Source organism: Streptomyces sp. bgisy159 (assembly GCF_965341775.1).
Lineage (GTDB): Bacteria > Actinomycetota > Actinomycetes > Streptomycetales > Streptomycetaceae > Streptomyces.
In genome coordinates this window covers 117,952-140,953 of sequence record NZ_CBDQZH010000002.1, presented here as the reverse complement: position 1 = coordinate 140,953, position 23,002 = coordinate 117,952, and the positions used below count along the sequence as shown (strand labels likewise).

General features: G+C 71.5%; 22 protein-coding genes. 16 read left to right on the top strand and 6 right to left on the bottom strand.

Features of this window, described 5'->3' with window-relative positions; all coding sequences use genetic code 11:
* The first annotated feature begins 30 nt into the window (after positions 1 to 30).
* The 9 genes from ACSLTV_RS02615 to ACSLTV_RS02575 all read left to right on the top strand — a co-directional run bounded on the left by ACSLTV_RS02615 (position 31) and on the right by ACSLTV_RS02575 (position 7,585).
* Positions 31 to 810 carry a polysaccharide deacetylase family protein gene (locus ACSLTV_RS02615; RefSeq protein WP_435611624.1) on the top strand — a complete coding sequence of 260 codons (780 nt, stop codon included), beginning with the start codon at positions 31 to 33 and terminating at the stop codon, positions 808 to 810.
* Between the two features lie 234 nt (positions 811 to 1,044).
* Positions 1,045 to 1,353, top strand: a complete 309-nt coding sequence (gene groES / locus ACSLTV_RS02610) for a co-chaperone GroES (RefSeq protein ID WP_432134965.1) — start codon at positions 1,045 to 1,047, stop codon at positions 1,351 to 1,353.
* A 142-nt stretch (positions 1,354 to 1,495) separates the two neighbouring features.
* A complete protein-coding gene (groL, locus tag ACSLTV_RS02605) occupies positions 1,496 to 3,124 on the top strand; it encodes a chaperonin GroEL (protein WP_432134964.1) in 1,629 nt (542 codons plus the stop codon).
* 134 nt (positions 3,125 to 3,258) lie between these two features.
* Entirely contained in the window at positions 3,259 to 3,678 is a 420-nt protein-coding gene (locus ACSLTV_RS02600) for a WXG100 family type VII secretion target (RefSeq protein ID WP_435611548.1), read from the top strand.
* 20 nt (positions 3,679 to 3,698) lie between these two features.
* A complete protein-coding gene (locus ACSLTV_RS02595; RefSeq protein WP_435611547.1) occupies positions 3,699 to 4,013 on the top strand; it encodes a WXG100 family type VII secretion target in 315 nt (104 codons plus the stop codon).
* Entirely contained in the window at positions 4,013 to 5,908 is a 1,896-nt protein-coding gene (locus ACSLTV_RS02590; protein WP_435611546.1) for an RNase A-like domain-containing protein, read from the top strand. Before ACSLTV_RS02595 ends, ACSLTV_RS02590 begins: the two co-directional genes overlap by 1 nt.
* Before the next feature lie 10 nt (positions 5,909 to 5,918).
* A complete protein-coding gene (locus tag ACSLTV_RS02585) occupies positions 5,919 to 6,494 on the top strand; it encodes a hypothetical protein (protein ID WP_435611545.1) in 576 nt (191 codons plus the stop codon).
* A 43-nt stretch (positions 6,495 to 6,537) separates the two neighbouring features.
* Positions 6,538 to 6,855, top strand: coding sequence for an RNase A-like domain-containing protein (locus ACSLTV_RS02580; RefSeq protein ID WP_435611544.1), 318 nt, complete (start codon positions 6,538 to 6,540; stop codon positions 6,853 to 6,855).
* Positions 6,856 to 6,877: 22 nt separating this feature from the next.
* Complete coding sequence (locus tag ACSLTV_RS02575) at positions 6,878 to 7,585, top strand: contact-dependent growth inhibition system immunity protein (protein WP_435611543.1); 708 nt, start codon at positions 6,878 to 6,880, stop codon at positions 7,583 to 7,585.
* Positions 7,586 to 7,651: 66 nt separating this feature from the next.
* On the opposite strand, the gene ACSLTV_RS02570 is transcribed toward ACSLTV_RS02575, so the two are convergent.
* The 3 genes from ACSLTV_RS02570 to ACSLTV_RS02560 all read right to left on the bottom strand — a co-directional run bounded on the left by ACSLTV_RS02570 (position 7,652) and on the right by ACSLTV_RS02560 (position 9,970).
* Positions 7,652 to 8,344, bottom strand: a complete 693-nt coding sequence (locus tag ACSLTV_RS02570; RefSeq protein ID WP_432134963.1) for an ester cyclase — start codon at positions 8,342 to 8,344, stop codon at positions 7,652 to 7,654.
* Between the two features lie 87 nt (positions 8,345 to 8,431).
* The gene (locus ACSLTV_RS02565) at positions 8,432 to 9,205 is read right to left on the bottom strand and encodes an SDR family NAD(P)-dependent oxidoreductase (protein WP_435611542.1); all 774 of its coding nucleotides are present in this window, start codon (positions 9,203 to 9,205) and stop codon (positions 8,432 to 8,434) included.
* Between the two features lie 96 nt (positions 9,206 to 9,301).
* Entirely contained in the window at positions 9,302 to 9,970 is a 669-nt protein-coding gene (locus ACSLTV_RS02560) for an MOSC domain-containing protein (RefSeq protein WP_432134961.1), read from the bottom strand.
* 90 nt (positions 9,971 to 10,060) lie between these two features.
* Between ACSLTV_RS02560 and ACSLTV_RS02555 the strand changes: the two genes are divergently transcribed.
* A complete protein-coding gene (locus tag ACSLTV_RS02555) occupies positions 10,061 to 10,981 on the top strand; it encodes a LysR substrate-binding domain-containing protein (RefSeq protein ID WP_432134960.1) in 921 nt (306 codons plus the stop codon).
* A gap of 82 nt (positions 10,982 to 11,063) precedes the next feature.
* Here ACSLTV_RS02555 and ACSLTV_RS02550 read toward each other — a convergent pair whose 3' ends face one another.
* Positions 11,064 to 11,396: a WhiB family transcriptional regulator gene (locus ACSLTV_RS02550; protein WP_432134959.1), complete on the bottom strand. Its 333-nt coding sequence runs from the start codon at positions 11,394 to 11,396 to the stop codon at positions 11,064 to 11,066.
* A 379-nt stretch (positions 11,397 to 11,775) separates the two neighbouring features.
* Between ACSLTV_RS02550 and ACSLTV_RS02545 the strand changes: the two genes are divergently transcribed.
* From ACSLTV_RS02545 to ACSLTV_RS02530, 4 genes are all read left to right on the top strand, one after another.
* A complete protein-coding gene (locus ACSLTV_RS02545; protein WP_003948568.1) occupies positions 11,776 to 12,387 on the top strand; it encodes a response regulator transcription factor in 612 nt (203 codons plus the stop codon).
* A 344-nt stretch (positions 12,388 to 12,731) separates the two neighbouring features.
* Positions 12,732 to 13,322: a sigma-70 family RNA polymerase sigma factor gene (locus tag ACSLTV_RS02540; protein WP_432134958.1), complete on the top strand. Its 591-nt coding sequence runs from the start codon at positions 12,732 to 12,734 to the stop codon at positions 13,320 to 13,322.
* A 163-nt stretch (positions 13,323 to 13,485) separates the two neighbouring features.
* On the top strand, positions 13,486 to 14,994 hold the full coding sequence (gene guaB / locus ACSLTV_RS02535; RefSeq protein ID WP_432134957.1) for an IMP dehydrogenase: 1,509 nt from the start codon (positions 13,486 to 13,488) through the stop codon (positions 14,992 to 14,994).
* A gap of 119 nt (positions 14,995 to 15,113) precedes the next feature.
* Positions 15,114 to 16,232 carry a GuaB3 family IMP dehydrogenase-related protein gene (locus ACSLTV_RS02530; protein WP_432134956.1) on the top strand — a complete coding sequence of 373 codons (1,119 nt, stop codon included), beginning with the start codon at positions 15,114 to 15,116 and terminating at the stop codon, positions 16,230 to 16,232.
* 90 nt (positions 16,233 to 16,322) lie between these two features.
* On the opposite strand, the gene ACSLTV_RS02525 is transcribed toward ACSLTV_RS02530, so the two are convergent.
* Both ACSLTV_RS02525 and ACSLTV_RS02520 read right to left on the bottom strand, forming a co-directional pair.
* Complete coding sequence (locus ACSLTV_RS02525; protein ID WP_432134955.1) at positions 16,323 to 16,931, bottom strand: hypothetical protein; 609 nt, start codon at positions 16,929 to 16,931, stop codon at positions 16,323 to 16,325.
* A 400-nt stretch (positions 16,932 to 17,331) separates the two neighbouring features.
* A complete protein-coding gene (locus tag ACSLTV_RS02520) occupies positions 17,332 to 18,549 on the bottom strand; it encodes a nucleotide sugar dehydrogenase (protein ID WP_432134954.1) in 1,218 nt (405 codons plus the stop codon).
* A 275-nt stretch (positions 18,550 to 18,824) separates the two neighbouring features.
* Between ACSLTV_RS02520 and ACSLTV_RS02515 the strand changes: the two genes are divergently transcribed.
* Positions 18,825 to 20,531, top strand: coding sequence for a glycerol-3-phosphate dehydrogenase/oxidase (locus ACSLTV_RS02515; RefSeq protein WP_435611541.1), 1,707 nt, complete (start codon positions 18,825 to 18,827; stop codon positions 20,529 to 20,531).
* A gap of 170 nt (positions 20,532 to 20,701) precedes the next feature.
* Positions 20,702 to 22,864, top strand: coding sequence for a serine/threonine-protein kinase (locus ACSLTV_RS02510; RefSeq protein WP_435611540.1), 2,163 nt, complete (start codon positions 20,702 to 20,704; stop codon positions 22,862 to 22,864).
* Positions 22,865 to 23,002: the final 138 nt, after the last annotated feature.

Sequence of the window (23,002 nt, the reverse complement as noted above, 5' to 3'; positions counted from 1 at the left end):
ACGGCCCTGGCCCTGGCTCTGGTGCCCGCCATGGCGGTGGCCGGCTGCGCACGGCCCGCCGAGCCGGTCGAACGGCCCGCGGGAGCGACGGTCCAGCGGCCGGGTGGGGCGACGGTCGAGCGGCCCGCGGGAACGACGGCCCCGCGGCCCGGGGGAGCAACGACCCGGCGGGCGCGGCCCGACGGCCCGGCGCCGGCCGCGCGCCCCCTGGCCGGCCCCGCATCCCTCCCGCCCGTCGTCCACCGCGTCCCCACCCGCGACAAGGTCGTCTTCCTCACCTACGACGACACCGCCGAGCGCGACGCCCGCTTCCTCGACCTGGTCCGCGAACTCCGGCTCCCCGTCACCCTGTTCCTCACGGACCGCGTGACCGGCCCCGGCTACGCCCGGTTCGCCCGGCTGCGCTCGGCCGGCGCGCGCCTGCAGAACCACACCCTCGACCACACCGCCCTGCGCGGCCTGCCGTACGCCGGGCAGCGCGCGGAGATCTGCGGCCAGCAGCACAAGCTCAGGTCCCGCTTCGGCGTGCGCCCCCGGCTGCTGCGCCCGCCCTACGGCGCCCACGACACCGCCACCCGCCGTGCCGCCGCCGACTGCGGGATCTCGGCGGTCGTGCTGTGGCGCGCCTCGGCCGGGCCCGCCGGCCGCCTCACCTTCACCCGCGGCCCGCGCCGCCTCCTGCCCGGCGACGTCATCGCCGTGGCCCCCGACGAGCCCGCCACCCCCGACCTGCGCGCCCGGACCACCCGCCTGCTGCGGACCGTACGGGAGGAAGGGCTGCGGGTGGCGCGCCTGGAGGACTACTTCTGAGCGGCATCCGGCGGCTTCTGAGCGGCATCCGGTGGCGCATTCCGGCCGACGCGCGGTCCGCATTGGCACTCCGCTTGACCGAGTGCTAATCGCGGTCATAGTCTCGGCTCTGGCACTCCCCACTGGAGAGTGCCAAAAAGCGACGGGCAGGTCCGGCACCCGCGACGACGGATCCACCTGGTCGCCACCTCAGACAGTCAACCCCGTGAGATCTCCGAAGGGGGAGGTCGGATCGTGACGACCGCCAGCACCAAGGTTGCCATCAAGCCGCTCGAGGACCGCATCGTGGTCCAGCCGCTGGACGCCGAGCAGACCACGGCCTCTGGCCTGGTCATCCCGGACACCGCGAAGGAGAAGCCCCAGGAGGGCGCCGTCCTCGCCGTGGGCCCGGGCCGCTTCGAGAACGGCGAGCGCCTGCCGCTCGACGTCAAGGTCGGTGACGTCGTGCTCTACAGCAAGTACGGCGGCACCGAGGTCAAGTACAACGGCGAGGAGTACCTCGTCCTCTCGGCTCGCGACGTCCTCGCGATCATCGAGAAGTAGTACCCGTCGAAGCGGGGAACCGCTTCGAACTGCGCCCCTGGCCCCCCGCGAACACTGATCAGCCGGGCGCCGGGGGCGCAGTGCCATTCCACCCCGTTTTCCGCGTTATCCGCCCAAGATTTCCGAGAGGGCTGCCGCTGTCATGGCGAAGATCCTGAAGTTCGACGAGGACGCCCGTCGCGCCCTTGAGCGCGGCGTCAACAAGCTGGCCGACACGGTCAAGGTGACGATCGGCCCGAAGGGCCGCAACGTCGTCATCGACAAGAAGTTCGGCGCCCCGACCATCACCAACGACGGCGTGACCATCGCCCGCGAGGTGGAGATCGAGGACCCGTACGAGAACCTCGGCGCCCAGCTCGTCAAGGAGGTGGCGACCAAGACCAACGACATCGCGGGTGACGGTACGACCACCGCCACGGTGCTGGCCCAGGCGCTCGTCCGCGAGGGCCTGAAGAACGTCGCCGCCGGTGCCTCCCCGGCGCTGCTGAAGAAGGGCATCGACGCCGCTGTCAAGGCCGTCTCCGACGACCTGCTCGCCTCGGCCCGCCCGATCGACGAGAAGTCCGACATCGCCGCCGTGGCCGCGCTGTCCGCCCAGGACCAGCAGGTCGGCGAGCTCATCGCCGAGGCCATGGACAAGGTCGGCAAGGACGGCGTCATCACCGTCGAGGAGTCCAACACCTTCGGTCTGGAGCTGGACTTCACCGAGGGCATGGCCTTCGACAAGGGCTACCTGTCGCCGTACTTCGTCACGGACCAGGAGCGCATGGAGGCCGTCCTCGACGAGCCGTACATCCTGATCAACCAGGGCAAGATCTCCTCGATCGCCGACCTGCTGCCGCTGCTGGAGAAGGTCATCCAGACCAACTCCTCCAAGCCGCTGCTGATCATCGCCGAGGACGTCGAGGGCGAGGCCCTGTCGACCCTGGTCGTCAACAAGATCCGCGGCACCTTCAACGCCGTCGCCGTGAAGGCCCCCGGCTTCGGCGACCGCCGCAAGGCGATGCTGCAGGACATGGCCGTCCTCACCGGTGCCACCGTCATCTCCGAGGAGGTCGGCCTCAAGCTCGACCAGGTCGGCGTCGACGTGCTCGGCAGCGCCCGCCGCGTCACCGTCACCAAGGACGACACCACGATCGTCGACGGCGCCGGCAAGTCCGAGGACGTGCACGGCCGCGTCGCGCAGATCAAGGCCGAGATCGAGAACACCGACTCCGACTGGGACCGCGAGAAGCTCCAGGAGCGCCTCGCGAAGCTGGCCGGCGGCGTGTGCGTGATCAAGGTCGGCGCCGCCACCGAGGTGGAGCTGAAGGAGAAGAAGCACCGTCTGGAGGACGCCATCTCCGCGACCCGCGCCGCGGTCGAGGAGGGCATCGTCTCCGGTGGTGGCTCCGCGCTGGTCCACGCCGTGAAGGTCCTGGAGGGCAACCTCGACAAGACCGGCGACGAGGCCACCGGTGTCGCCGTGGTCCGCCGTGCCGCCGTCGAGCCGCTGCGCTGGATCGCCGAGAACGCCGGCCTGGAGGGCTACGTCATCGTCTCCAAGGTCGCCGAGCTGGAGAAGGGCAACGGCTACAACGCCGCCACCGGCGAGTACGGCGACCTGGTCAAGGCCGGCGTCATCGACCCGGTCAAGGTCACCCGCTCCGCCCTGGAGAACGCCGCCTCCATCGCCTCCCTCCTCCTGACGACCGAGACCCTGGTCGTCGAGAAGAAGGAAGAGGAAGAGCCGGCCGCCGCCGCGGGCCACGGCCACGGCCACGCCCACTGAGCGGGCCCCTCGTAGGTCGTCTTCGCCCCGTCGCCGCGCGACGGGGCGAAGTGCTGCCCGGCGAACATGTGCTCGTATGATGATCTCGATACTGCAGAGGCTTACGGGGGCGCAGGACTCGGGGGGCATTCGCCATGAGTGGGCAAGCAACCGGGTCGCCGCAGGGGGCTACTCCAGACCTGAAGGTGACCCGCACCGACCTGACGAAGCTCGCCGGCGACCTCGGCGATATGGGTGACCACCTGGACCAGCAGGTCACGCGTATGGATGCGATCGTGGACCGGATCGAGGCGGGCTGGCGCGGTCCGGCCGGGACGGTGTACCGCGAGTTCCACCGTGCCGCGGCCGAGGACGCCGTACGTATCCGTGAAGTGGTGAAGGTGCTGCAGCAGGCCGTGCTGCTGAGCCGGGACGGATTCTCCGAGACGGACCTCGATGTCCTCCACCGCATTCGGCAGGTCCACGTGGACATCAGTAGTGAGGTCGGCCGGCTGTCCACACCGGATCCGCAGGCGGCGCCGCAGGCCACCGGCAGCGCGCTCGACGCGTACTGACGCTATGACAGGGGGGGAACATGTCGAGCAAGCCTGAGTCCGAGGAGCAGATAACCGTCTCCTTGCCGGCGCTCCAGGAACTCGCCGCCGACCTTGAGGACATCCTCAAGCAGCTGAACGAGAAGCTGGAAGCCCTGTACGGCCGTGTCGAACCCGTGGTGCTCTCCTGGCGGGGCGAGGCCAGGGAGGTCTTCGTCGAGAAGCTCGACGAATGGGACCGTTCCGCACAGGACCTGGAAGCGGCCCAGAAGTGGCTGCACGCTTTCGTCACCACGGGTCACCTCAACTACGCCGCGGCGCACCGGGCGGTGCTGGGCGGCTGGGGCGCACTCTGATGGGCACGCCGGTTCCGGCGCCGTCCGCGAGCCCCACCCCCACGCCGTCGACGGGCGGTGGGCTTCCCCAGCCGTCCGCCTCCGGCGGCGGTGCGAGCCCCACGCCCCACCCGTCGCCCGGCGGCCTGACCGACCCCGACGGCAAGGACATCTCCCAGGGCGACACCGATTCGGACCGGCACCAGCGGGCCGCCGAACTGGCGGCGATGAAACCCGCCCCGCCGGGCAGCGCCGTCGCCTTCGACGTCCAGCCGCCGCACGTGTACTACGCGTCGTACATGCTGCGCAATGCCCAATACGACTTCGCCGCCCGGGCCAGGAGGCTGGTCGGCGCGCTCGACGGTCATGAACACGCCGTCGGCTGCGGCACCGGGCCGGAAGCCTTCGCGAGGGCATACGCCGATGTCGCCGGCCTCTTCCTGGACGTGTGGAACAAGACCGCGGAGGGGGTCGGCGGCGCGGCCGTCGGCCTCACGGTCACCGCGAACAACTACGCCCAGGCGGACCACGTCACTCTCGCCCCGACTCCGGTGCTGGTGAAGAAGAGCCCCCCGGACGTCCTGAAGAACACCGGTGCGACCGGTCCCGTGGCCCAGCTCGGCTGGGGCCAGGCTCCCGCCGAGGACGGCTGGGGCAACGCGATCATCGATGAGGTCTCCGGGGCGCTGAGCACGATCGGCGCCGAGATCCTGCGCCCGATCCTCGGCCACGCCCTGCGACATGGCAAGGTCGCCGACATCACACCCGGCGGCGACGACACGGCTCTGCCCGAGATAGCAAAGGTCTGGCGTCTGGCCGCCCAGGACGCCAGGTCGTCGGCGGACGAGTTCAACGACGCGATCGCGTACATCACGAACCCGGCTCCGGGACACGACGAGTGGCAGAACGCGATGAAGCAGTTCTGCTCGTCGATGTGGGGCACGACGGCATGGGGCAAGGAGCGCCATGGCCACAAGTGGAACCACAGGGACGGTCAACGACCCGCGCTGGACGTTCTTCAGGACACGGCTCGCGCTGTCGCGAGCGGATGCGACTCGGTCAGTGCCGAAGTGACGAAGATCAGGTCCACCATCGTCGATGTCTACAAGGACGCGGCGACCCGGACCTTCGCGATGAAGAGTTTCAAGGACGCCCTAGAACTGATCGGCAAACTGCCGGAGTTGGCCGCGGAGTTCATCGCGAACATCGACACCGGCCGTTTGAACCACGCGGTGGACTCGTACAACAGCGAGATCCACAAGCTCGCCGACGGTCTGACCGATCTCAAGGAGGCACTGGAGGAGGCCGGACGGAGCGTCCCCACGTACGCGGCTGAGGAGGCGCGAGCGGAAGCGTTCGGTGCCCGGTCGCTCGACGAGTTCAGACACGAACTCCGGTGGTCCGATCCGGAGGACACCAAGAACGGGATCTATCGGATCGACTTGGCGAGCAGTGAGTGGCTGGGAGACGGACACACCCTGGACAAGCATGTGGGGAAGAGCTCTGAGCAACTCGCTCAACGGCTGCGCGACCAGGGGGACGCCCCGACCGCGAATTGGCCCCATGGCAAGCCGACGGTCGGCGCGGCATCCAGTTTCGCCGACCTGGCGAGCGCACAACGCTTCACGCAGTACAACATCGATGCACATTCCGCCGAAGTCAAGGCATGGCTTCAGGGGCCGCCCCCGCCTGCGGACGGAGACGTGAAGAAACTCGTCGGCCCAGGCCCCAACGGGGAGGTGACCGGGATGGGTGTCATGAAGCAGCCGTACGATCCGAGCGATCCGCTGTCCGGTTTCAAACAAGGCGGAATGAATGTGAGGAGTACCGACCTGAAGAACCTCGACACCCGGCTGAAGTACGATTCGACTCTCGATCCCCCCTTCGTTGTGATCACTTCTATGCCGGCGCGTTGACCGGTCGATTGTGGAAGAGAAATTGTCAACGGTAACCCGAGCGGCCTGGGAGGCAGCCGCACTTCGCCTTCTGGACGATGTGTACGCGTTCGCGGCGACGGGGCCCAGGACGCATGGCGACTGGCAGGGCGACGTGCTCGCCGTGATGAGCCGGGAGGCTGACGATCCGCGTGGCTGGCGGACCCTCGACTGGGACAGGGGAAGGGTGCGTCACGAGCGGGGAGTTGCGGAGGGCGCGGTCTTCCCCTTTCTCGCTCTGTCGGAGGCCACCCTGAGTCAGAAGCTCCACCCCGTGGACCTGGAGACGGCGGCTCGCCTCCTGGTCATCATGTCGTACGAGTGGGGGCCGATCGGGCCCTGGGACGAGGCGGGGGACGCACTCGCCGATGCGTGGACTGTACTCGGCCGATTCGGCAGCGATGTGCACTGTCACAGCAACATCGCCGCCGCCCGGGTGTCAGTTTCTCCCGACTTGACCGCTGGGGTGGACAGCTGGACGCCTCTCACGGATTACGTCGGCGACTTCGGCTTCGTTGTCGTCGCGCCCGAGGAAGTCGGCGTCTTCTGGTCCTTCGATCCGACGTGAGGCAGCACATGGTGGCCTCGACCTCCCGAGCGAAATGGTGACCGTGTCCAACACGACTCCTGTACGCATCAGAACTTCGACCTACCCCGACCGCGACACGGCCCAGTGGGCCACCCAGCATGCGGTCACCGCCAACGAGCAGCTCATCCATCGCTGGCTCGCACAGTCCACCCGTGCCCGTCTGACCATCGAAGCCTCGTGGCCGTCTAGGGAGGAGCCGGTGGGGCGGGTGTTGTTGCAGGCGATGATGCTGGCCGGTCGTGAGCCCGTCGACGTACGAGCGTCCCGGGTCATCCTCAGGCGGGACGCCACCCGCCCCCATGGCTTCGTCGTGCAGGCCACCTTCCCCGTCTACCTGTAGCTCCCCACAGAGGCTGACCCCCGTGCCCTTGAGCCCCCTCGAACACGACCGCCGCTACGGCGAACTCGATCAGGTGATCCGCGCCTACGCCGGACAGTCGGCCGACGACACCCCGGACAGGCCCAGCCGGGCCCTGGTCGCCTACCTGCGCCACACATGGCACACCCGGCCGTGGGCGCTCGCCGTGGCCGAGCGGCAGCTGCGGGAGTACGCCGAGCACCCGCCGGGACGGCTGCGGCTGCGACTGGGCGAGTTCTATCCCGTTCCCGACGTCGGCCTCCCCGAGGGGGAGATCCAGGGGTGGCTGCGCTGCCTCGCCGACCACATCGGGCACAGCATCGAGCAGGGAGAGGTACCGCCCCCCGCCGTGCCGGAGACACACTGGGAATGGCACGCCCGCTTCCCCGAGCTCGCACAGTTCCTCGGCGGCTGGTTCTCGCAGGACATGCCCGACGAGTTCGCCGATCACGACGCCGCTGTCGCCGACTACCGGGCCACCACGGACGCGCGGCTCACTGCCCGGCTGGTGGGCGAACTGTATGAGTTGCTCGCCCTTGACCTGGAGGAAACCGACTACGCACTGGCCCTGGCCGAGCTGGGCATGGAGGTCGACCCGCCGGCTCCGTACTCACCCAGCGGCTGGCTCGCGTTGATCGCCGGTCGGCTCGGCGGGCCGCGCGCCGACCACCCACCGAAGGAGACAGACGGCGGCTGGAATGGTCGGCACTGAACAGTTCGAGGGCACAGGGAAAGCCCCGGCACCCGAGTAGCGCCGGGGCCCACCCCGTCCCCGGCGCTACTCGCCCACCACCCCCAGCTGTTCCATCAGCCCCGCCCGGTCGTACTGCCACCACGCCTCGCAGAGCCTGCCGTCACGGAGGCGGTGCAGGGTCATGCCCGTCATGGTGACGTCCTGGCCGGTCGGCGGGATGCCCAGGTAGTCGCCGTGGTGGCGGGCCAGCCACGTCCAGCGGGTGCAGACCCGGTCACCCTGGGCCATCTGGTCGTCGACGCGGAACGAGAAGGCGAAGGCCGCCCGCCAGTCCGCGTACTGCTCGCGCAGCCGGTCCAAGCCCTGCACGGCCTCCGGGAACGACGGATCGTGGTCCACGTAGTCGTCGGTGAGGTGGTCGGCCAGCGCGTCCGGCTCGACCTGGCCCATCGCCGCGAAGAACGCCCGCGCGGCCAGGACGTTCAGCTGCTCGTCGCGGACGACGTCGAGGTCGGTGAAGGTGGGCGCCTCGTCGCACAGGGCGACCATCTCCTGGAAGATCCGGTCGGTCTCCGGCAGCCGCGAGTTGCGCATCGCCTCCTCGTACGACGGGAACTCCACGATCTCGATCAGGTGCGAGGCGTCGGACCGGTCCTTGCCGATGATGTCGTGCGTCGCCGTCCGCCTGCCCCGGGTCTGCTCGACCCACCTGTCCATCAGCTGGTTCATCTCCTCGAACCGGCTGGTCCTGCAGTCGATGAGCTGTACGAAGGTCATGAGCCGCCTCCGGTCCTCCGTGGGTCCGGTACCGTCGGGATCATTCTCCCACCGGGACGGCGGCGCCACCCGTCGGCGCGGTTCGGGTCAGCGGGGGCCGTACTTGCGGCCCGCCCGGGAGCTCACCCCGCCCAGCATCCCGCGCGGCACCAGCTTCGCCGCCCCCATCAGCGCCTTGTACCGCGGGTCCGGGATGGACAGCGACTTGCCGCGTGCCAGGTCGGCCAGCGCCGCGGCGACCAGCTTGTCCGCGTCCAGCCACATCCAGCCCGGGATGCCGTCGGTGCCCATCCCGGCCCGCTCGTGGAACTCGGTGCGCACGAAACCGGGGCACAGGGCCATCAGCCGTACCCCGCTGCCCGCGAGGTCCCGCGCCGCGCCCTGGGTGAACTGCACGACCCACGCCTTGGACGCCCCGTACGTCCCGCGCGGCACGAAGGCCGCCACCGACGCCACGTTGACCACGCCGCCACGGCCCCGCCCGCGCATCGCCTCGGCCGCCGCCGACGTCAGCCGCAGCACCGCCTCGCAGTGCACCTTCAGCATCCGCAGCTCGTCGGCCATCGACACATCGAGATAGCGGCCCTTGTTGCCGAAGCCCGCGTTGTTGACCAGCAGGTCGACGGGCTTGCGGCGGTCGCCGAGCCGCCCGGCGACCGTCTCGATGCCGTCGTCCTCCGCCAGGTCGGCGGTGAGCACCTCCGCCTCGATGCCGTGCCGGTCGTGCAGCTCGGTGGCCTGGCGCCGCAGCCGCTCGGTGTCCCGTGCGACGAGAACCAGATCGTGCCCGTCCGCCGCCAGCCGCCGCGCGAACGCGGCACCGATCCCCGCGGTCGATCCCGTAATCAGAGCCGTTGTCATGGCAGCAGCGTAGTGACCCGGAGTGTGCGCGTCCGCTCCCCGCGGCGTGCCTCGCGGGCGGCCGGGCCGGCGGGCTGCCGACGGGGTACGGGCAGCTCAGCCGCCGTGCCGCTCGACGTACGCGCGGGCGGCCGCCAGGCTCTCCGGGTGCAGCGCGGCACCGGCCGCCAACAGCCTTGGCAGCAGCGTGCGTTCGGTGGTGGCGGCGCGGAACTGCAGCGCCACGGTCACGTCGTGAGCGGGCCGGTGGGCGATCTCGATCGCGTCGCCCGCCCGGATCTCGCCGGGCCGGATCACGCGCAGACAGGCGCCCGGCGCCCCCTGCGCGGTGAACCGCTTCACCCACCGCGGCTCCGCCATGTGGCCCTGGAAGGTGGCGCACGGGATCCGGCTCGCCGTCACCTCCAGCACCACGTCGGGCCCGATCCGCCAGCGCTCGCCGATCAGCGCGCCGGACACGTCCAGGCCGCGGGTCGTGAGGTTCTCGCCGAACATCCCGTTCGCCAGCGGCCGGCGCAGCTCGCGCTCCCAGGCGTCCATGTCCTCGCGAGCCATCGCGTACACCGCCTGGTCGTCACCGCCGTGGTGCTGCTTCTTGCAGACGTCGTCCCCGGCGAGTCCGCTCCCGCCCACGCCCTTGGGCCCGGGCGCCGCCACCCGCACCGGCTCCGTGACCGGCCTCTTGTCGATCCCGGTGAGCCCCCCGGGGCCCTCCGCGTGCGGCACGGCCGCGGCCCGGCCCAGATTGACGGAGAGAAGCGTCATGTTCGGCATGAGGGGCACGCCAGGTGAGCCGGCATCAAAGCATCGACCCATTATTCGCCGCTCCGTCCAAGCCTCGCTTATGCTCGGAGGGTGATCGAGGCCCGTCATCTGCGCGTCCTGCGCGCCGTCGCCGCCACCGGCTCCTTCTCCGCGGCGGGGCGGGAGCTGGGCTGCACCCAGCCCGCCGTCAGTCAGCAGATGAAGGCCCTGGAGGCGTCCGTGGGCACCCCGCTGCTGGTGCGCACCGGCCGCGAGATGCGGCTCACCCAGGCGGGCGAGGCGCTGGTGCGGCACGCCGCCGGCATCCTCGCCGGGCTGACGGCCGCCGAGGAGGAGGTCGCCGCCATCGCCGGGCTGCGGGCCGGCCGGGTGCGGCTGGTCTCCTTCCCCAGCGGCAGCTCCAGCCTGGTCCCCACCGCCCTGGCCGCGCTGCGCGCCGCCCACCCCGGCACCCGGGTCTCCCTGGAGGAGGCCGAGCCGCCCGAGTCGGTCGACAAGCTGCGCGCCGGCGACTGCGACATCGCCCTCGCCTTCCGCTACCAGGACGCCGCCGGCGGCTCGGGGGAGTGGGACGACCTGGTCGTACGGCCGCTGCTGACGGACCGCCTGGTCGGTCTCGTGCCGGAGCGGCACCGGCTGGCGCGGACCGCCCCGGCCGACGCGGTGTCCATCGGCGAACTCGCGGAGGAGCCGTGGATCGCGGGGTGCCCGCGGTGCCGGGGGCAGTTGGTGGAGGTGTGCGAGAGCGCCGGTTTCACGCCCCGGATCGACTTCGCGACCGACGACTATCCGGCGGTCGTCGGACTGGTGGGCGCGGGCCTCGGTGTCGCCGTGCTGCCCCAGCTGGCCCTGGCGTCCGTACGGCCGAGGGGTGCGCGCACGGTGGCGCTGGAACCGGCGGTGCGGCGGGAGATCGTCGCGCTGACGCTGCCCGACCTGGCGCAGGTGCCGGCGGTGGCGGCCACCTTGGACGAGCTGCAGCGGGCGGCGGCTGCGCCCGCGCGGCGGTGACGGCCCCGGAGCAGTGAGAACGGAGGGCGCCGGCCCGCCCTCCGTTCTCGATGTCCGCATCCTTCTGCGGGGAAACGTTCCTTCAATTGTTCGACGCGACGTCCCTGCCACCGGTCGCCGCCGCTGTCACGAGGCGGTTGCGTGCCCGCCCCATGAGCTCCTCGCGTTCGTCCTCGGTCAACCCGCCCCACACGCCGTACGGCTCGCGCACCGCCAGGGCGTGTGCCGCGCACTGGGCGCGGACCGGACACCTCATGCAGACCTCTTTGGCCGAGTTCTCGCGGGCACTCCGGGCCGCCCCGCGCTCGCCCTCGGGATGGAAGAAGAGCGAGCTGTCCACCCCGCGGCAGGCAGCCAGCAGCTGCCAGTCCCACAGGTCCGCGTTCGGTCCGGGAAGGCGGGAGAAATCTGCCATTGCGTGACCCCTTGCAGCCGTTTCGAGCGGATACGGTGCCCACGACCGTACAACTACGATCTAAGGAGATGAAAATATGACTCATTGCGAATCTAGCCTCAGACACCAGGTAATGGGAAGAAATGGGGCCGAACGGGGCACGGGATGTGGTGAAAGCTTGAGGGTCCACCGCGCCTACCTGCACCGTGTCCGCGCCCTCACGTAGAGTGCCGAAGACTGCACGCGGCCCCGTAACTCTTTCGAGTGACCATCGTTGAGAGTGCGAGGCGGTTGAAAACACAAACGCTCGGGCAGGCGTCCGAGACGGTCGACCGCACAGGTGACGATTCGTACCAGCCTGGAGGCACAAGGTGACGCGCATCAGCTGCGGAGGACGGCCATGACTTCCGTCCTCGTCTGTGACGACTCCCCGCTTGCCCGAGAGGCGCTGCGCCGCGCGGTCGCGACCGTGCCCGGCGTCGAGCGCGTGACCACGGCGGCCAACGGCGAGGAAGTCCTCCGCCGCTGGGGCGCCGACCGCTCCGACCTCATCCTGATGGACGTCCGCATGCCCGGTCTGGGCGGCGTCGAGACCGTCCGGCGGCTGCTGTCCGCCGACCCGGGCGCGCGGATCATCATGCTGACGGTCGCCGAGGACCTCGACGGCGTGGCCCTCGCCGTCGCCGCCGGCGCCCGCGGCTACCTGCACAAGGACGCTTCCCGCGCCGAGTTGCGGGCCACCGTCACCCAGGCACTCGCCGACCCGACCTGGCGGCTCGCCCCGCGCCGGCTCCGCTCGGCCGAGATGGGCGCGGCGCCGACGCTCACCGCGCGTGAGATCCAGGTCCTGGAAGGCATGAGCCATGGCCGCTCCAACGCGGAGATCGGCCGCGAACTGTTCCTCTCCGAGGACACCGTCAAGACCCACGCCCGTCGACTGTTCAAGAAGCTCGGCGCCTCCGACCGCGCCCACGCGGTGGCCCTCGGCTTCCGGTGGGGCCTCGTCCGCTGAGCGGCGCCCCGCGAGGTGGCCCGGCCCGGCCGGGCGGCGTCCGCGCCGCAGGCCCCCGCAGGCCGGCCGGGGCCGCGGGGTCGCGCGGTACGCCGTACGGGGCAGGCATCGTACGGCGGGCCTGCGCGCGGTTCGGGCGGGGCGGCACGGGCCCGTCCCGGTGCCCGGTGCTCGTTTCGCCGCGGATGCCGCATCCTTGAGGTGTGGAGTTCCTCGGGGACGAGTCGGGAGAGCGGAAGGGGAGGGCGCAGGGGATGACTTCCGGCGCACCTGCTCATAACGCTTCGGTGCACAACGACGGGCGCGGAGCGGCGGACCGTTCGGCCGCAGGGCACCATGGACCGATGCGCGACGACGAGGCGGTCAGTTCTGCCCAGGGGGCGATCGGCGGACTCGTCCTACGCGCGGTGGACGGCGACGAGCAGGCCACCCACGACCTGCTCGCCCACGTCCACCCCCTGGCGTTGCGCTACTGCCGTACCCGGCTGTCCCGGCTGCCCGGCGACGCCCGTCACTTCGTCGAGGACCTGGCACAGGAGGTCTGCGTCGCCGTCCTCCTCGCCCTGCCGCGCTACAAGGACACCGGCCGTCCCTTCGAGGCGTTCGTGTTCGCCATCGCCGCGCACAAGGTGGCCGATCTGCAGCGGGCCGCGATGCGCGGCCCCGGGTCCACGGCCGTGCCGTCCGACGAGATGCCGGAGCGGCCGGACGACTCCCTCGGCCCCGAGGAGCGCGCCCTGCTCAGCAGCGACGCCGAGTGGGCGAAGAAACTGCTGGCCAACCTGCCCGAGAACCAGCGCGAACTGCTGCTGCTGCGGATCGCCGTCGGCCTGACCGCCGAGGAGACCGGCCAGATGTTGGGAATGTCACCCGGCGCCGTCCGGGTCGCCCAGCATCGCGCGCTCAGCCGGCTGCGCGCCCTCGCCGAGCAGTAGGACGGGCCCGCAGGCCGTTGGCCGCACCTTTGTTGAACAGGCGACCCCGCGTTTCCGTACGAACATACGAAGCCGTGAGCGGTCCCGAACCGTGGAATGAGACGGGTCCATCTCCCGTTAGCATGGACATCCGCACCGATCAAGGCCATTTGGGGAAGGTGTCATGACTGCCAACGTCGACGGAGTGCCCGACAAATTCGCGACGCTCGGGCTGACCTACGACGACGTGCTGCTGCTGCCGGGCCCGTCGGACATGGCACCCGACGAGATCGACACCGCCTCGTACGTCTCCAAGAACGTGCGGGTGAACATCCCGCTGCTGTCCGCCGCCATGGACAAGGTCACCGAGTCGCGCATGGCGATCGCGATGGCCCGTCAGGGCGGCGTCGGCGTTCTGCACCGCAACCTGTCCATCGAGGACCAGGCCAACCAGGTCGACCTGGTCAAGCGCTCCGAGTCCGGCATGGTGACCGACCCGATCACCATCCACCCGGACGCCACGCTCGCCGAGGCCGACGCGCTGTGCGGCAGGTTCCGGATCAGCGGGGTGCCGGTCACCGACGGCGACAAGAAGCTGCTGGGCATCGTCACCAACCGCGACATGGCCTTCGAGTCGGACCGCTCGCGCCGGGTGCGCGAGGTCATGACCCCGATGCCGCTGGTCACCGGCAAGGTCGGTATCTCCGGTGTCGAGGCCATGGAGCTGCTGCGCAAGCACAAGATCGAGAAGCTGCCCCTGGTCGACGACCACGGCGTGCTCAAGGGCCTGATCACCGTCAAGGACTTCGTCAAGGCGGAGAAGTACCCGAGCGCCGCCAAGGACGCCGAGGGCCGGCTCCTCGTCGGCGCCGCGGTCGGTGTCGCCGGTGACGCCTTCGAGCGGGCCCAGGCGCTGATCGAGGCGGGCGTCGACTTCATCGTCGTCGACACCGCCCACGGCCACTCCCGGCTGGTCGGCGACATGATCGCCAAGATCAAGTCCAACCACACGCGCGTCGACGTCATCGGCGGCAACGTCGCCACCCGGGACGGCGCCCAGGCGCTCGTCGACGCGGGCGCCGACGGCATCAAGGTCGGCGTCGGCCCCGGCTCCATCTGCACCACCCGCGTGGTCGCCGGTGTCGGCGTCCCGCAGGTCACGGCCATCTACGAGGCCGCGCAGGCGGCCCGCGCGGCCGGTGTCCCGGTCATCGGGGACGGCGGCCTGCAGTACTCCGGCGACATCGCCAAGGCCCTCGTCGCCGGCGCCGACACCGTGATGCTGGGCTCGCTGCTCGCCGGCTGCGAGGAGTCGCCGGGCGAGCTGCTGTTCATCAACGGCAAGCAGTTCAAGTCGTACCGCGGCATGGGCTCGCTGGGTGCCATGCAGACCCGCGGCGACCGCAAGTCGTTCTCCAAGGACCGCTACTTCCAGGAGGGCGTCGCCTCCGACGAGCAGCTGGTGCCCGAGGGCATCGAGGGCCAGGTCCCCTACCGCGGACCGCTGTCCTCCGTCGTCCACCAGCTGGTCGGCGGCCTGCGCCAGTCGATGTTCTACGTCGGCGGCCGGACGGTCCCGGACCTCCAGGCCAACGGCCGCTTCGTGCGGATCACCTCCGCCGGCCTGAAGGAGTCCCACCCGCACGACATCCAGATGACGGTCGAGGCGCCGAACTACAGCCGCAACAAGTAGGCCGCGACCACCGCCGCGAACGCCGACGAGGGCGGCCCCGGGACACTCGGGGCCGCCCTCGTCGTGCCCGTCGGCGATACTGGGAGACGCTGAAACGCATCAGGGAAAGGCCACACATCGTGACTGAGATCGAGATCGGGCGCGGCAAGCGCGGCCGCCGGGCGTACGCCTTCGACGACATCGCCGTCGTCCCCAGCCGCCGTACGCGGGACCCGAAGGAGGTCTCGATCGCCTGGCAGATCGACGCCTACCGCTTCGAGCTGCCCTTCCTGGCCGCCCCCATGGACTCCGTCGTCTCGCCGGCCACCGCGATCCGGATCGGCGAGCTGGGCGGCCTCGGCGTGCTCAACCTGGAAGGGCTCTGGACGCGGTACGAGGACCCGCAGCCGCTGCTGGACGAGATCGCCGGGCTGCCGGTCGAGACGGCCACCCGCCGGCTGCAGGAGATCTACGCCGCGCCGATCAAGGAGGAGCTGATCGGGCAGCGCATCAAGGAGGTGCGCGACTCCGGTGTGGTCACCGCCGCCGCGCTCTCCCCGCAGCGCACCGCCCAGTTCTCCAAGGCCGTCGTCGACGCCGGCGTGGACATCTTCGTCATCCGCGGCACCACGGTGTCGGCGGAGCACGTCTCCGGCTCGCACGAGCCGCTGAACCTGAAGCAGTTCATCTACGAGCTCGACGTCCCCGTGATCGTCGGCGGCTGCGCCACCTACACCGCCGCCCTGCACCTGATGCGCACCGGCGCGGCGGGCGTGCTGGTCGGCTTCGGCGGCGGCGCCGCGCACACCACGCGCAGCGTGCTGGGCATCCAGGTGCCGATGGCGACCGCGGTGGCCGACGTGGCCGCGGCCCGCCGGGACTACATGGACGAGTCCGGCGGCCGGTACGTGCACGTGATCGCGGACGGCGGGGTCGGCTGGTCCGGCGACCTGCCCAAGGCGATCGCCTGCGGCGCCGACGCCGTGATGATGGGTTCCCCGCTGGCCCGCGCGACCGACGCGCCGGGCAAGGGCCACCACTGGGGCATGGAGGCCGTCAACGAGGAGCTGCCGCGCGGCAAGAAGGTCGGCCTCGGCACGGTCGGCACCATCGAGGAGGTCCTGACCGGGCCGTCCCACACGCCCGACGGCTCGATGAACTTCTTCGGCGCCCTGCGCCGCGCCATGGCCACCACCGGCTACAGCGAGCTGAAGGAGTTCCAGCGCGTCGAGGTGACGGTGGCGGACTCCCAGCACTGACCGCGAACGACGGCTGAGGTCCGGTCCGTACGACGGCTGAGGGCCGGTCACCCGGGTGGGTGACCGGCCCTCGCTGTTCGGCGCGGGCGCCTACGCGGCGGCCTTCTTCGCGGCGGAGAAGGCGGCGGCGCCGGCCAGCGCGAAGAACAGGAAGGTGAGCGGGTCGGCGTCCTCCTTCCAGAGCTTGTGCAGGTCACCGAAGTGCTCGAAGAAGACCTCGTTGAAGCTCACGGGGAACTCCTTGGTGACGAGGATCGCCTCGCCGACCATCTGGCCGAGGTAGACCGCGCCCAGCGCCAGGACGGCACCGATCACCGGGAGAGCGGGGTTGCGGCCGCCGATCTTGCCGGCCGCGAGGCCGACGACGAAGCCGACGCCGACGGCGGCCCAGCCGATCTCGTGCTTGGTGGCGCCGATGATCCCGCCGTAGACACCGGCCACGACCACCGCGGCGGCGACGGCGGCCAGGATGCCGAGACCCATGCTGTTCCGGCCCGGCGCGGGCGGCGGCGGGAACCCGCCGGGCTGCTGGGCGAAGGGGTTGCCCGGCGCCGGGTGCGGGGCGTAGGGGGCGCCGCCCGGCTGCTGGGGGTACGGGGTTCCGGCCGCGGGCTGCTGGCCGTACGGGGCCTGCGGCTGCTGCTGGGCGTACGGGTTGCCGTCGGCGGGCTGGTTCGGCGGCGGAGTTGGTTGGGTCATGACAGCTGGTTCCCCCCACGGGACCGGAGACAGGAAGAGAGCGGCGATATCCGCGCACACGTGTGCGAAGAGTCGCCGCAGAGTAGCAGGGGGCGGTCGCTGTCTTCACCTGCGAATTCGCAGGACGGCACCCGGGCGTGCGGTCGGGGGCGTGCCCATGGGCCGTCGCCACAAGCCCACTCGCCGGGATCGGATCCGGCTCTGGCTGGTGAAGTGCCGGAGGAGGTTGCGGATCTTCCGTTGGTGAGCGGCCGCCCCTCTCAGAGCCAGGGGCGGACACCCGTGAATGAGCCCGGAGCCCGCCGCAGTGACCGCTGCGGTGGGCTCCACCGGTGCCCAAGCTGCCGGCGCCGGGTGCCGGCACCCACCGGCCTCGCAGCACCTGCACCCGCGCGCCCCCTCACAGCCGGTGCGCCGCCCCCGTCGGAGTGGCCCCCCGCGTGTCGAGCAGCAACTGTGCCTTCACCGACAGGCCCTGGAGGTCGTACGTGCGGTGCTGCTGGAGCAGGATCGTCAGGTCGGCGTCGGCGGCGGCGTCGTAGAGGGCGTCGGCGCGGGGGACGGGGCGGTCGTGGACGGTCCAGGACGGGATGTGCGGGTCGTGGTAGCTGACCTCGGCGCCCAGTTCCATCAGGCGGCCGGCGATCTCCCGGGCCGGAGTGCCCTGCAGGTCGGCTAGGTCGGGTTTGTAGGTGACGCCGAGGAGCAGGACGCGGGCGCCGCGCGCGGACTTGCCGTGCTCGTTGAGGAGGGCGGCGGCGCGCTGCACGACGTAGCGGGGCATGCGGCTGTTGACCTGCTGGGCCAGCTCCACCAGGCGCAGCGGACCGCCGGGACGGCCGGGCAGGTCGGTGCGGTCCAGGGGTACGGCGTGGCCGCCGACGCCGGGCCCGGGGCGGAACGCCTGGAAGCCGAACGGTTTGGTCTCCGCGCAGCGGATGACGTCCCACAGGTCGACGCCGAGGTCGTGGCAGAGCACGGCCATCTCGTTGACGAGCGCCATGTTGACGTGCCGGAAGTTGGTCTCCAGCAGGTGCACGGTCTCGGCCTCGCGCAGCCCGCGCGCGCGGACCACCTTCTCGGTGAGGCGGCCGTAGAAGGCGGCGGCCGACTCGGTGCAGGCGGGGGTGAGGCCGCCGATGACCTTCGGGGTGTTGGCGGGTGTGAAGACGCGGTTGCCGGGGTCGACCCGGCAGGGGGAGTAGGCGAGTTGGAAGTCGCGGCCGGCGCGCAGCCCGGAGCTCTCCTCCAGCAGGGGGCGCAGGAAGCCCTCCGTGGTGCCGGGGTGGACCGCCGACTCCAGGATGACCGTGGTGTGCGGGCGCAGATGGCCGGCGAGGGTGCGCGCGGCCTTCTCCACCTGGCCGAGGTCGAGTCCGCCGTCCGCGCCGCGCGGGGTGGGCGCGCAGATCACGGCGGTGCGGACGCGGCCCAGTTCGGCCGGGTTCGCGGTGGGGCGGAAGCCCCCGGCGAGCATGCGGCGCAGTTCGGCGGGGCTGAGGGAGCCCGTCTGCGGTCCGGTGGGGTAGCCGAGGGTGGGGATGCCGGCGGCCACGGCGGCCTGGGCCAGGGGCAGGCCGAGCGGGCCGAGTCCGATGACGGCGAGATCTGCGGGCATGGCGTGGGCCGTCCTTCCCGATAGCCGAAGTGGGACAGGCGCGCAAGCCCTGTGGACAGGATGAGCGAGCGCAATGTCAGACTAGGAGTAAATATGACCGATATGCGGCATTGATCGGTTGTGTTGTCCGGTCGGAGTGGTCCGACCGGATGCCTCAGTTCCGCGCCGGTTGTCCGCAGGCTGGGGGTGAGTGGTGGCTGAACCCGGGCAACCCGGTCAGAATCTGGGCATGAGGTAGGGGCTACGCGACACCGGACGGACAGCGGGAGGCAGCGGTGAGGACAGCGGCACTGGGACCGGCGCAGCGGGCGGAGTCACTGGCGGCCATGGCCGAACGCGAACTGGACGTGCTGGTCGTCGGAGGCGGCGTGGTCGGGGCGGGCACCGCCCTCGACTCCGCGACCCGCGGCCTGTCCACCGGTCTGGTGGAGGCGCGGGACTGGGCGTCGGGCACCTCCAGCCGGTCCAGCAAGCTCATCCACGGCGGCCTGCGCTACCTGGAGATGCTCGACTTCACGCTGGTGCGCGAGGCGCTCAAGGAACGCGGACTGCTGCTGGAGCGCCTCGCCCCCCACCTCGTCCGGCCCGTGCCGTTCCTGTACCCCTTGCGGCACAAGGGCTGGGAGCGGCTCTACGCGGGCTCCGGCGTCGCCCTGTACGACATGATGTCCCTGGCCCGGGGCCACGGACGAGGGCTGCCCGCCCACCGTCACCTGAGCCGCCGTCACGCCCTGCGCGTGGCGCCCGCGCTGAAGAAGGACGCGCTGGTCGGCGCGCTCCAGTACTACGACGCGCAGATGGACGACGCCCGCTTCGTCACCACGCTGGTGCGCACGTCCGCCGCGTACGGCGCGAAGGTGGCCAACCGGGCCCGCGTGACCGGCTTCCTGCGTGAGGGCGAGCGGGTGGTGGGCGCGCGCGTGCGGGACGTCGAGGGCGGCGGCGAGTACGAGATCCGGGCCAAGCAGCTCGTCAACGCCACCGGGGTGTGGACCGACGACACCCAGGCGATGGTCGGCTCGCGCGGGCAGTTCCACGTGCGCGCCTCCAAGGGCATCCACCTGGTCGTGCCCCGGGACCGCATCAACTCCGCCACCGGGCTCATCCTGCGCACCGAGAAGTCCGTCCTCTTCGTCATCCCCTGGGGCCGGCACTGGATCATCGGCACCACCGACACCTCCTGGGACCTCGACAAGGCCCACCCCGCGGCCTCCAGCGCGGACATCGACTACCTGCTGGAGCATGTGAACGAGGTCCTCGCGGTGCCCCTGACCAGAGACGACGTCGAGGGCGTGTACGCGGGGCTGCGCCCGCTGCTGGCCGGCGAGTCCGACGCCACCAGCAAGCTCTCGCGCGAGCACACCGTGGCCCACCCCGTGCCGGGGCTGGTCGTCGTCGCCGGCGGCAAGTACACGACGTACCGGGTGATGGCCAAGGATGCCGTCGACGAGGCCGTGCACGCGCTCGACCTGCGGGTCGCCGACTGCGTCACCGAGGACGTGCCCCTGCTCGGCGCGGAGGGCTACCGGGCGCTGTGGAACGCCCGGGCCCGGATCGCCGCCCGCACCGGTCTGCACGTGGTGCGGATCGAGCATCTGCTGGGCCGCTTCGGATCGATGGCCGAGGAGGTCCTCGACCTCGTCGCCGCCGATCCGTCGCTGGGCGAACCGCTGCACTCCGCCGACGACTACCTGCGTGCCGAGGTCGTCTACGCCGCCTCCCACGAGGGGGCCCGGCACCTCGACGACGTACTGACCCGGCGCACCCGCATCTCCATCGAGACCTTCGACCGGGGCACCCGGTGCGCCCGGGAGGCCGCCGAGCTGATGGCGCCCGTCCTCGGCTGGGACAAGGACCACGTGGAACGCGAGGTCCGGCACTACGAGAAGCGGGTCGAGGCCGAGCGCGAGTCCCAGTTGCAGCCCGACGACCACACGGCGGACGCGGCGCGGCTCGGAGCGCCCGACATCGTGCCGTTGTGAGTCACGCTCAGTCCCCGGGTGCGGGCGCTGAGTTGAGTGGCCGAACCGTGACGGGGGGATTGGCCGGAATATGCCCCTGGGTGGGGGTGTAGAGGGGCCCCTGGGCGTCGGGCACTTGCCGCGTGGGGGACAATGGAGGCTCTGTCAGGGCGGTTTGCTTGAGGGGACGCATGTCGGAGGCGGAGCGGGCGGGGACACCCCGTCAGGACAAGAGCGCACGTCTCCTCGCCGGGCGGTACCGGCTGGGAGACGTACTCGGCCGCGGCGGCATGGGGACGGTGTGGCGCGCCGAGGACGAGACCCTCGGGCGGACCGTCGCCGTCAAGGAGCTGCGGTTCCCGTCGAACATCGACGAGGAGGAGAAGCGCCGGCTGATCACCCGGACCCTGCGCGAGGCCAAGGCCATCGCCCGGATCCGCAACAACAGCGCGGTGACCGTCTTCGACGTGGTCGACGAGGACGACCGGCCGTGGATCGTGATGGAACTGGTCGAGGGCAAGTCGCTCGCCGAGGTCATCCGCGAGGACGGCGTGCTCGACCCGCGGCGCGCCGCCGAGGTCGGCCTTGCCATTCTCGACGTCCTGCGCTCGGCACACCGCGAGGGCATCCTGCACCGCGACGTGAAGCCGTCCAACGTGCTGCTGGAGACCGGCACCGACCGGGTCGTGCTCACCGACTTCGGCATCGCCCAGGTCGAGGGCGACCCGTCCATCACCTCCACCGGCATGCTCGTCGGCGCCCCCTCCTACATCTCCCCGGAGCGCGCCCGCGGCCACCGGCCGGGCCCCGCCGCCGACCTGTGGTCGCTCGGCGGTCTGCTCTACGCGGCCGTCGAGGGCACCCCGCCCTACGACAAGGGCTCGGCGATCGCCACCCTCACCGCCGTGATGACCGAACCGCTGGAGGAGCCGAAGAACGCCGGCCCGCTGCGGGACGTCATCTACGGCCTGCTCAACAAGGACCCGGCCCTGCGCCTCGACGACGCGGGCGCGCGGGCCATGTTCAACCGGGTGATCCACGCGCCCGCCCCCCAGGACGCCCCGCCGGCGGACGCGACGAAGATCGTGCCGCTGCCCGCGCAGCCGGACCGCGGGTCCGGCGACAAGAGCGGGTCCGGTGGCGAGGCGGCCGAGAAGCTGCGCGGTGCGCTGCGGTCGGTCCGCAAGGCCGCCGTGGCAGCGGGGGCGGCGACCACGGCGGCGTCCCGGGGACGCTCCGGGGGCGAGAGGGACGCGGCGGGTGTCGCGAGCACTTCGCGTGCGGCGGGTGGCGTCGGCGGCTCCACCGCGGCGCCGGGTGCGCGCGGCGGCGCGGCGACGGAGGGCGGTGCCGCGACCACGGCCGCGTTCGGGGCTCCGACGGTGTCCCCGGCCGGATCCGGTGGCTCCGGCCGGGGCGCGGCCGGCGGCGCCGGGGTGCCCGGTGCTGCGGGGCCGGCCGACACGTCCCGCGGACCGGGCGGCGAGGCAGGCATTCCGGGCGGCGGGCGCAGCTCCGGCTGGCCCGTGATGACGCCGCCGGCCGATCTGCCGCCGCCCCGGCCGGTCCCGAGGGCACCGCTGACGGACGTCGTGCCGAGGCGCACCCTGGTGATCATCGCCGTGGTGGCCGTCCTGGCGGTCCTGGGGACCGTCCTCGCCCTCGTGTTCGGCGGGGGCGACGACACCAAGGGCGCCGACGACGGCGGTGCGCGGCAGGTGGCCGGCGGTGCCGCGAGCGCCGACACCAAGGACGACACCGACGACGGCGCCCGCACGGACGGGGCCTCCTCCCCGTCCGGCGCGGACCCGGCCGCCGGGGCGGACGCCTCCTCCGAGGGGAACCGCGGGGCCACTCCGGACGGGGCCGCCGCCACCGGGGGCGCCGGCGCTCAGGTGTCCCCGGGCACGGGCGGCGGTACGGCCGCCGCGACGACGTATCCGGGCGGCCAGGGATACTCCATCGGCCTGCCCGCCGGGTGGAAGTTCCAGACGACCGGCTCGGCCGGCGACCGCTTCACCGGCCCAGACGGGCAGAAGCTGCTGATCGGCTGGACCAGCACACCCAAGGACGACCCGGTCGCCGACTGGGAGAACCAGGCGCGCTACATGAAGCGCGCCCAGTACCGCAAGATCCGAATAGAGCAGGTGGACTACCGGGGCTGGAACACGGCCGACTGGGAGTTCACGTACGCGGAGGACGGCACGACGTACCGGACGATCGACCGGGGCTTCGTCGTCGACGACCACCAGGGCTACGCGCTGATGTACACGGCGAAGGCCGACGGCTGGGACGGCGCGCAGCGGCTCGCCGCCTGGGAGACGTTCACCAGGACGTTCCAGCCCAAGGACTGACGGCACGTCCGGGAGCCGGGCGCGCGACGCGCAGGGGAATCCGGGGCCGATCCCCGAACGGAAGCCCGAACCGAGGCATCAGATCTGGCATCCCCTCTTTGCGGGTTGCCTCCGGCACGTATCGTGAGTGCTTGCGGA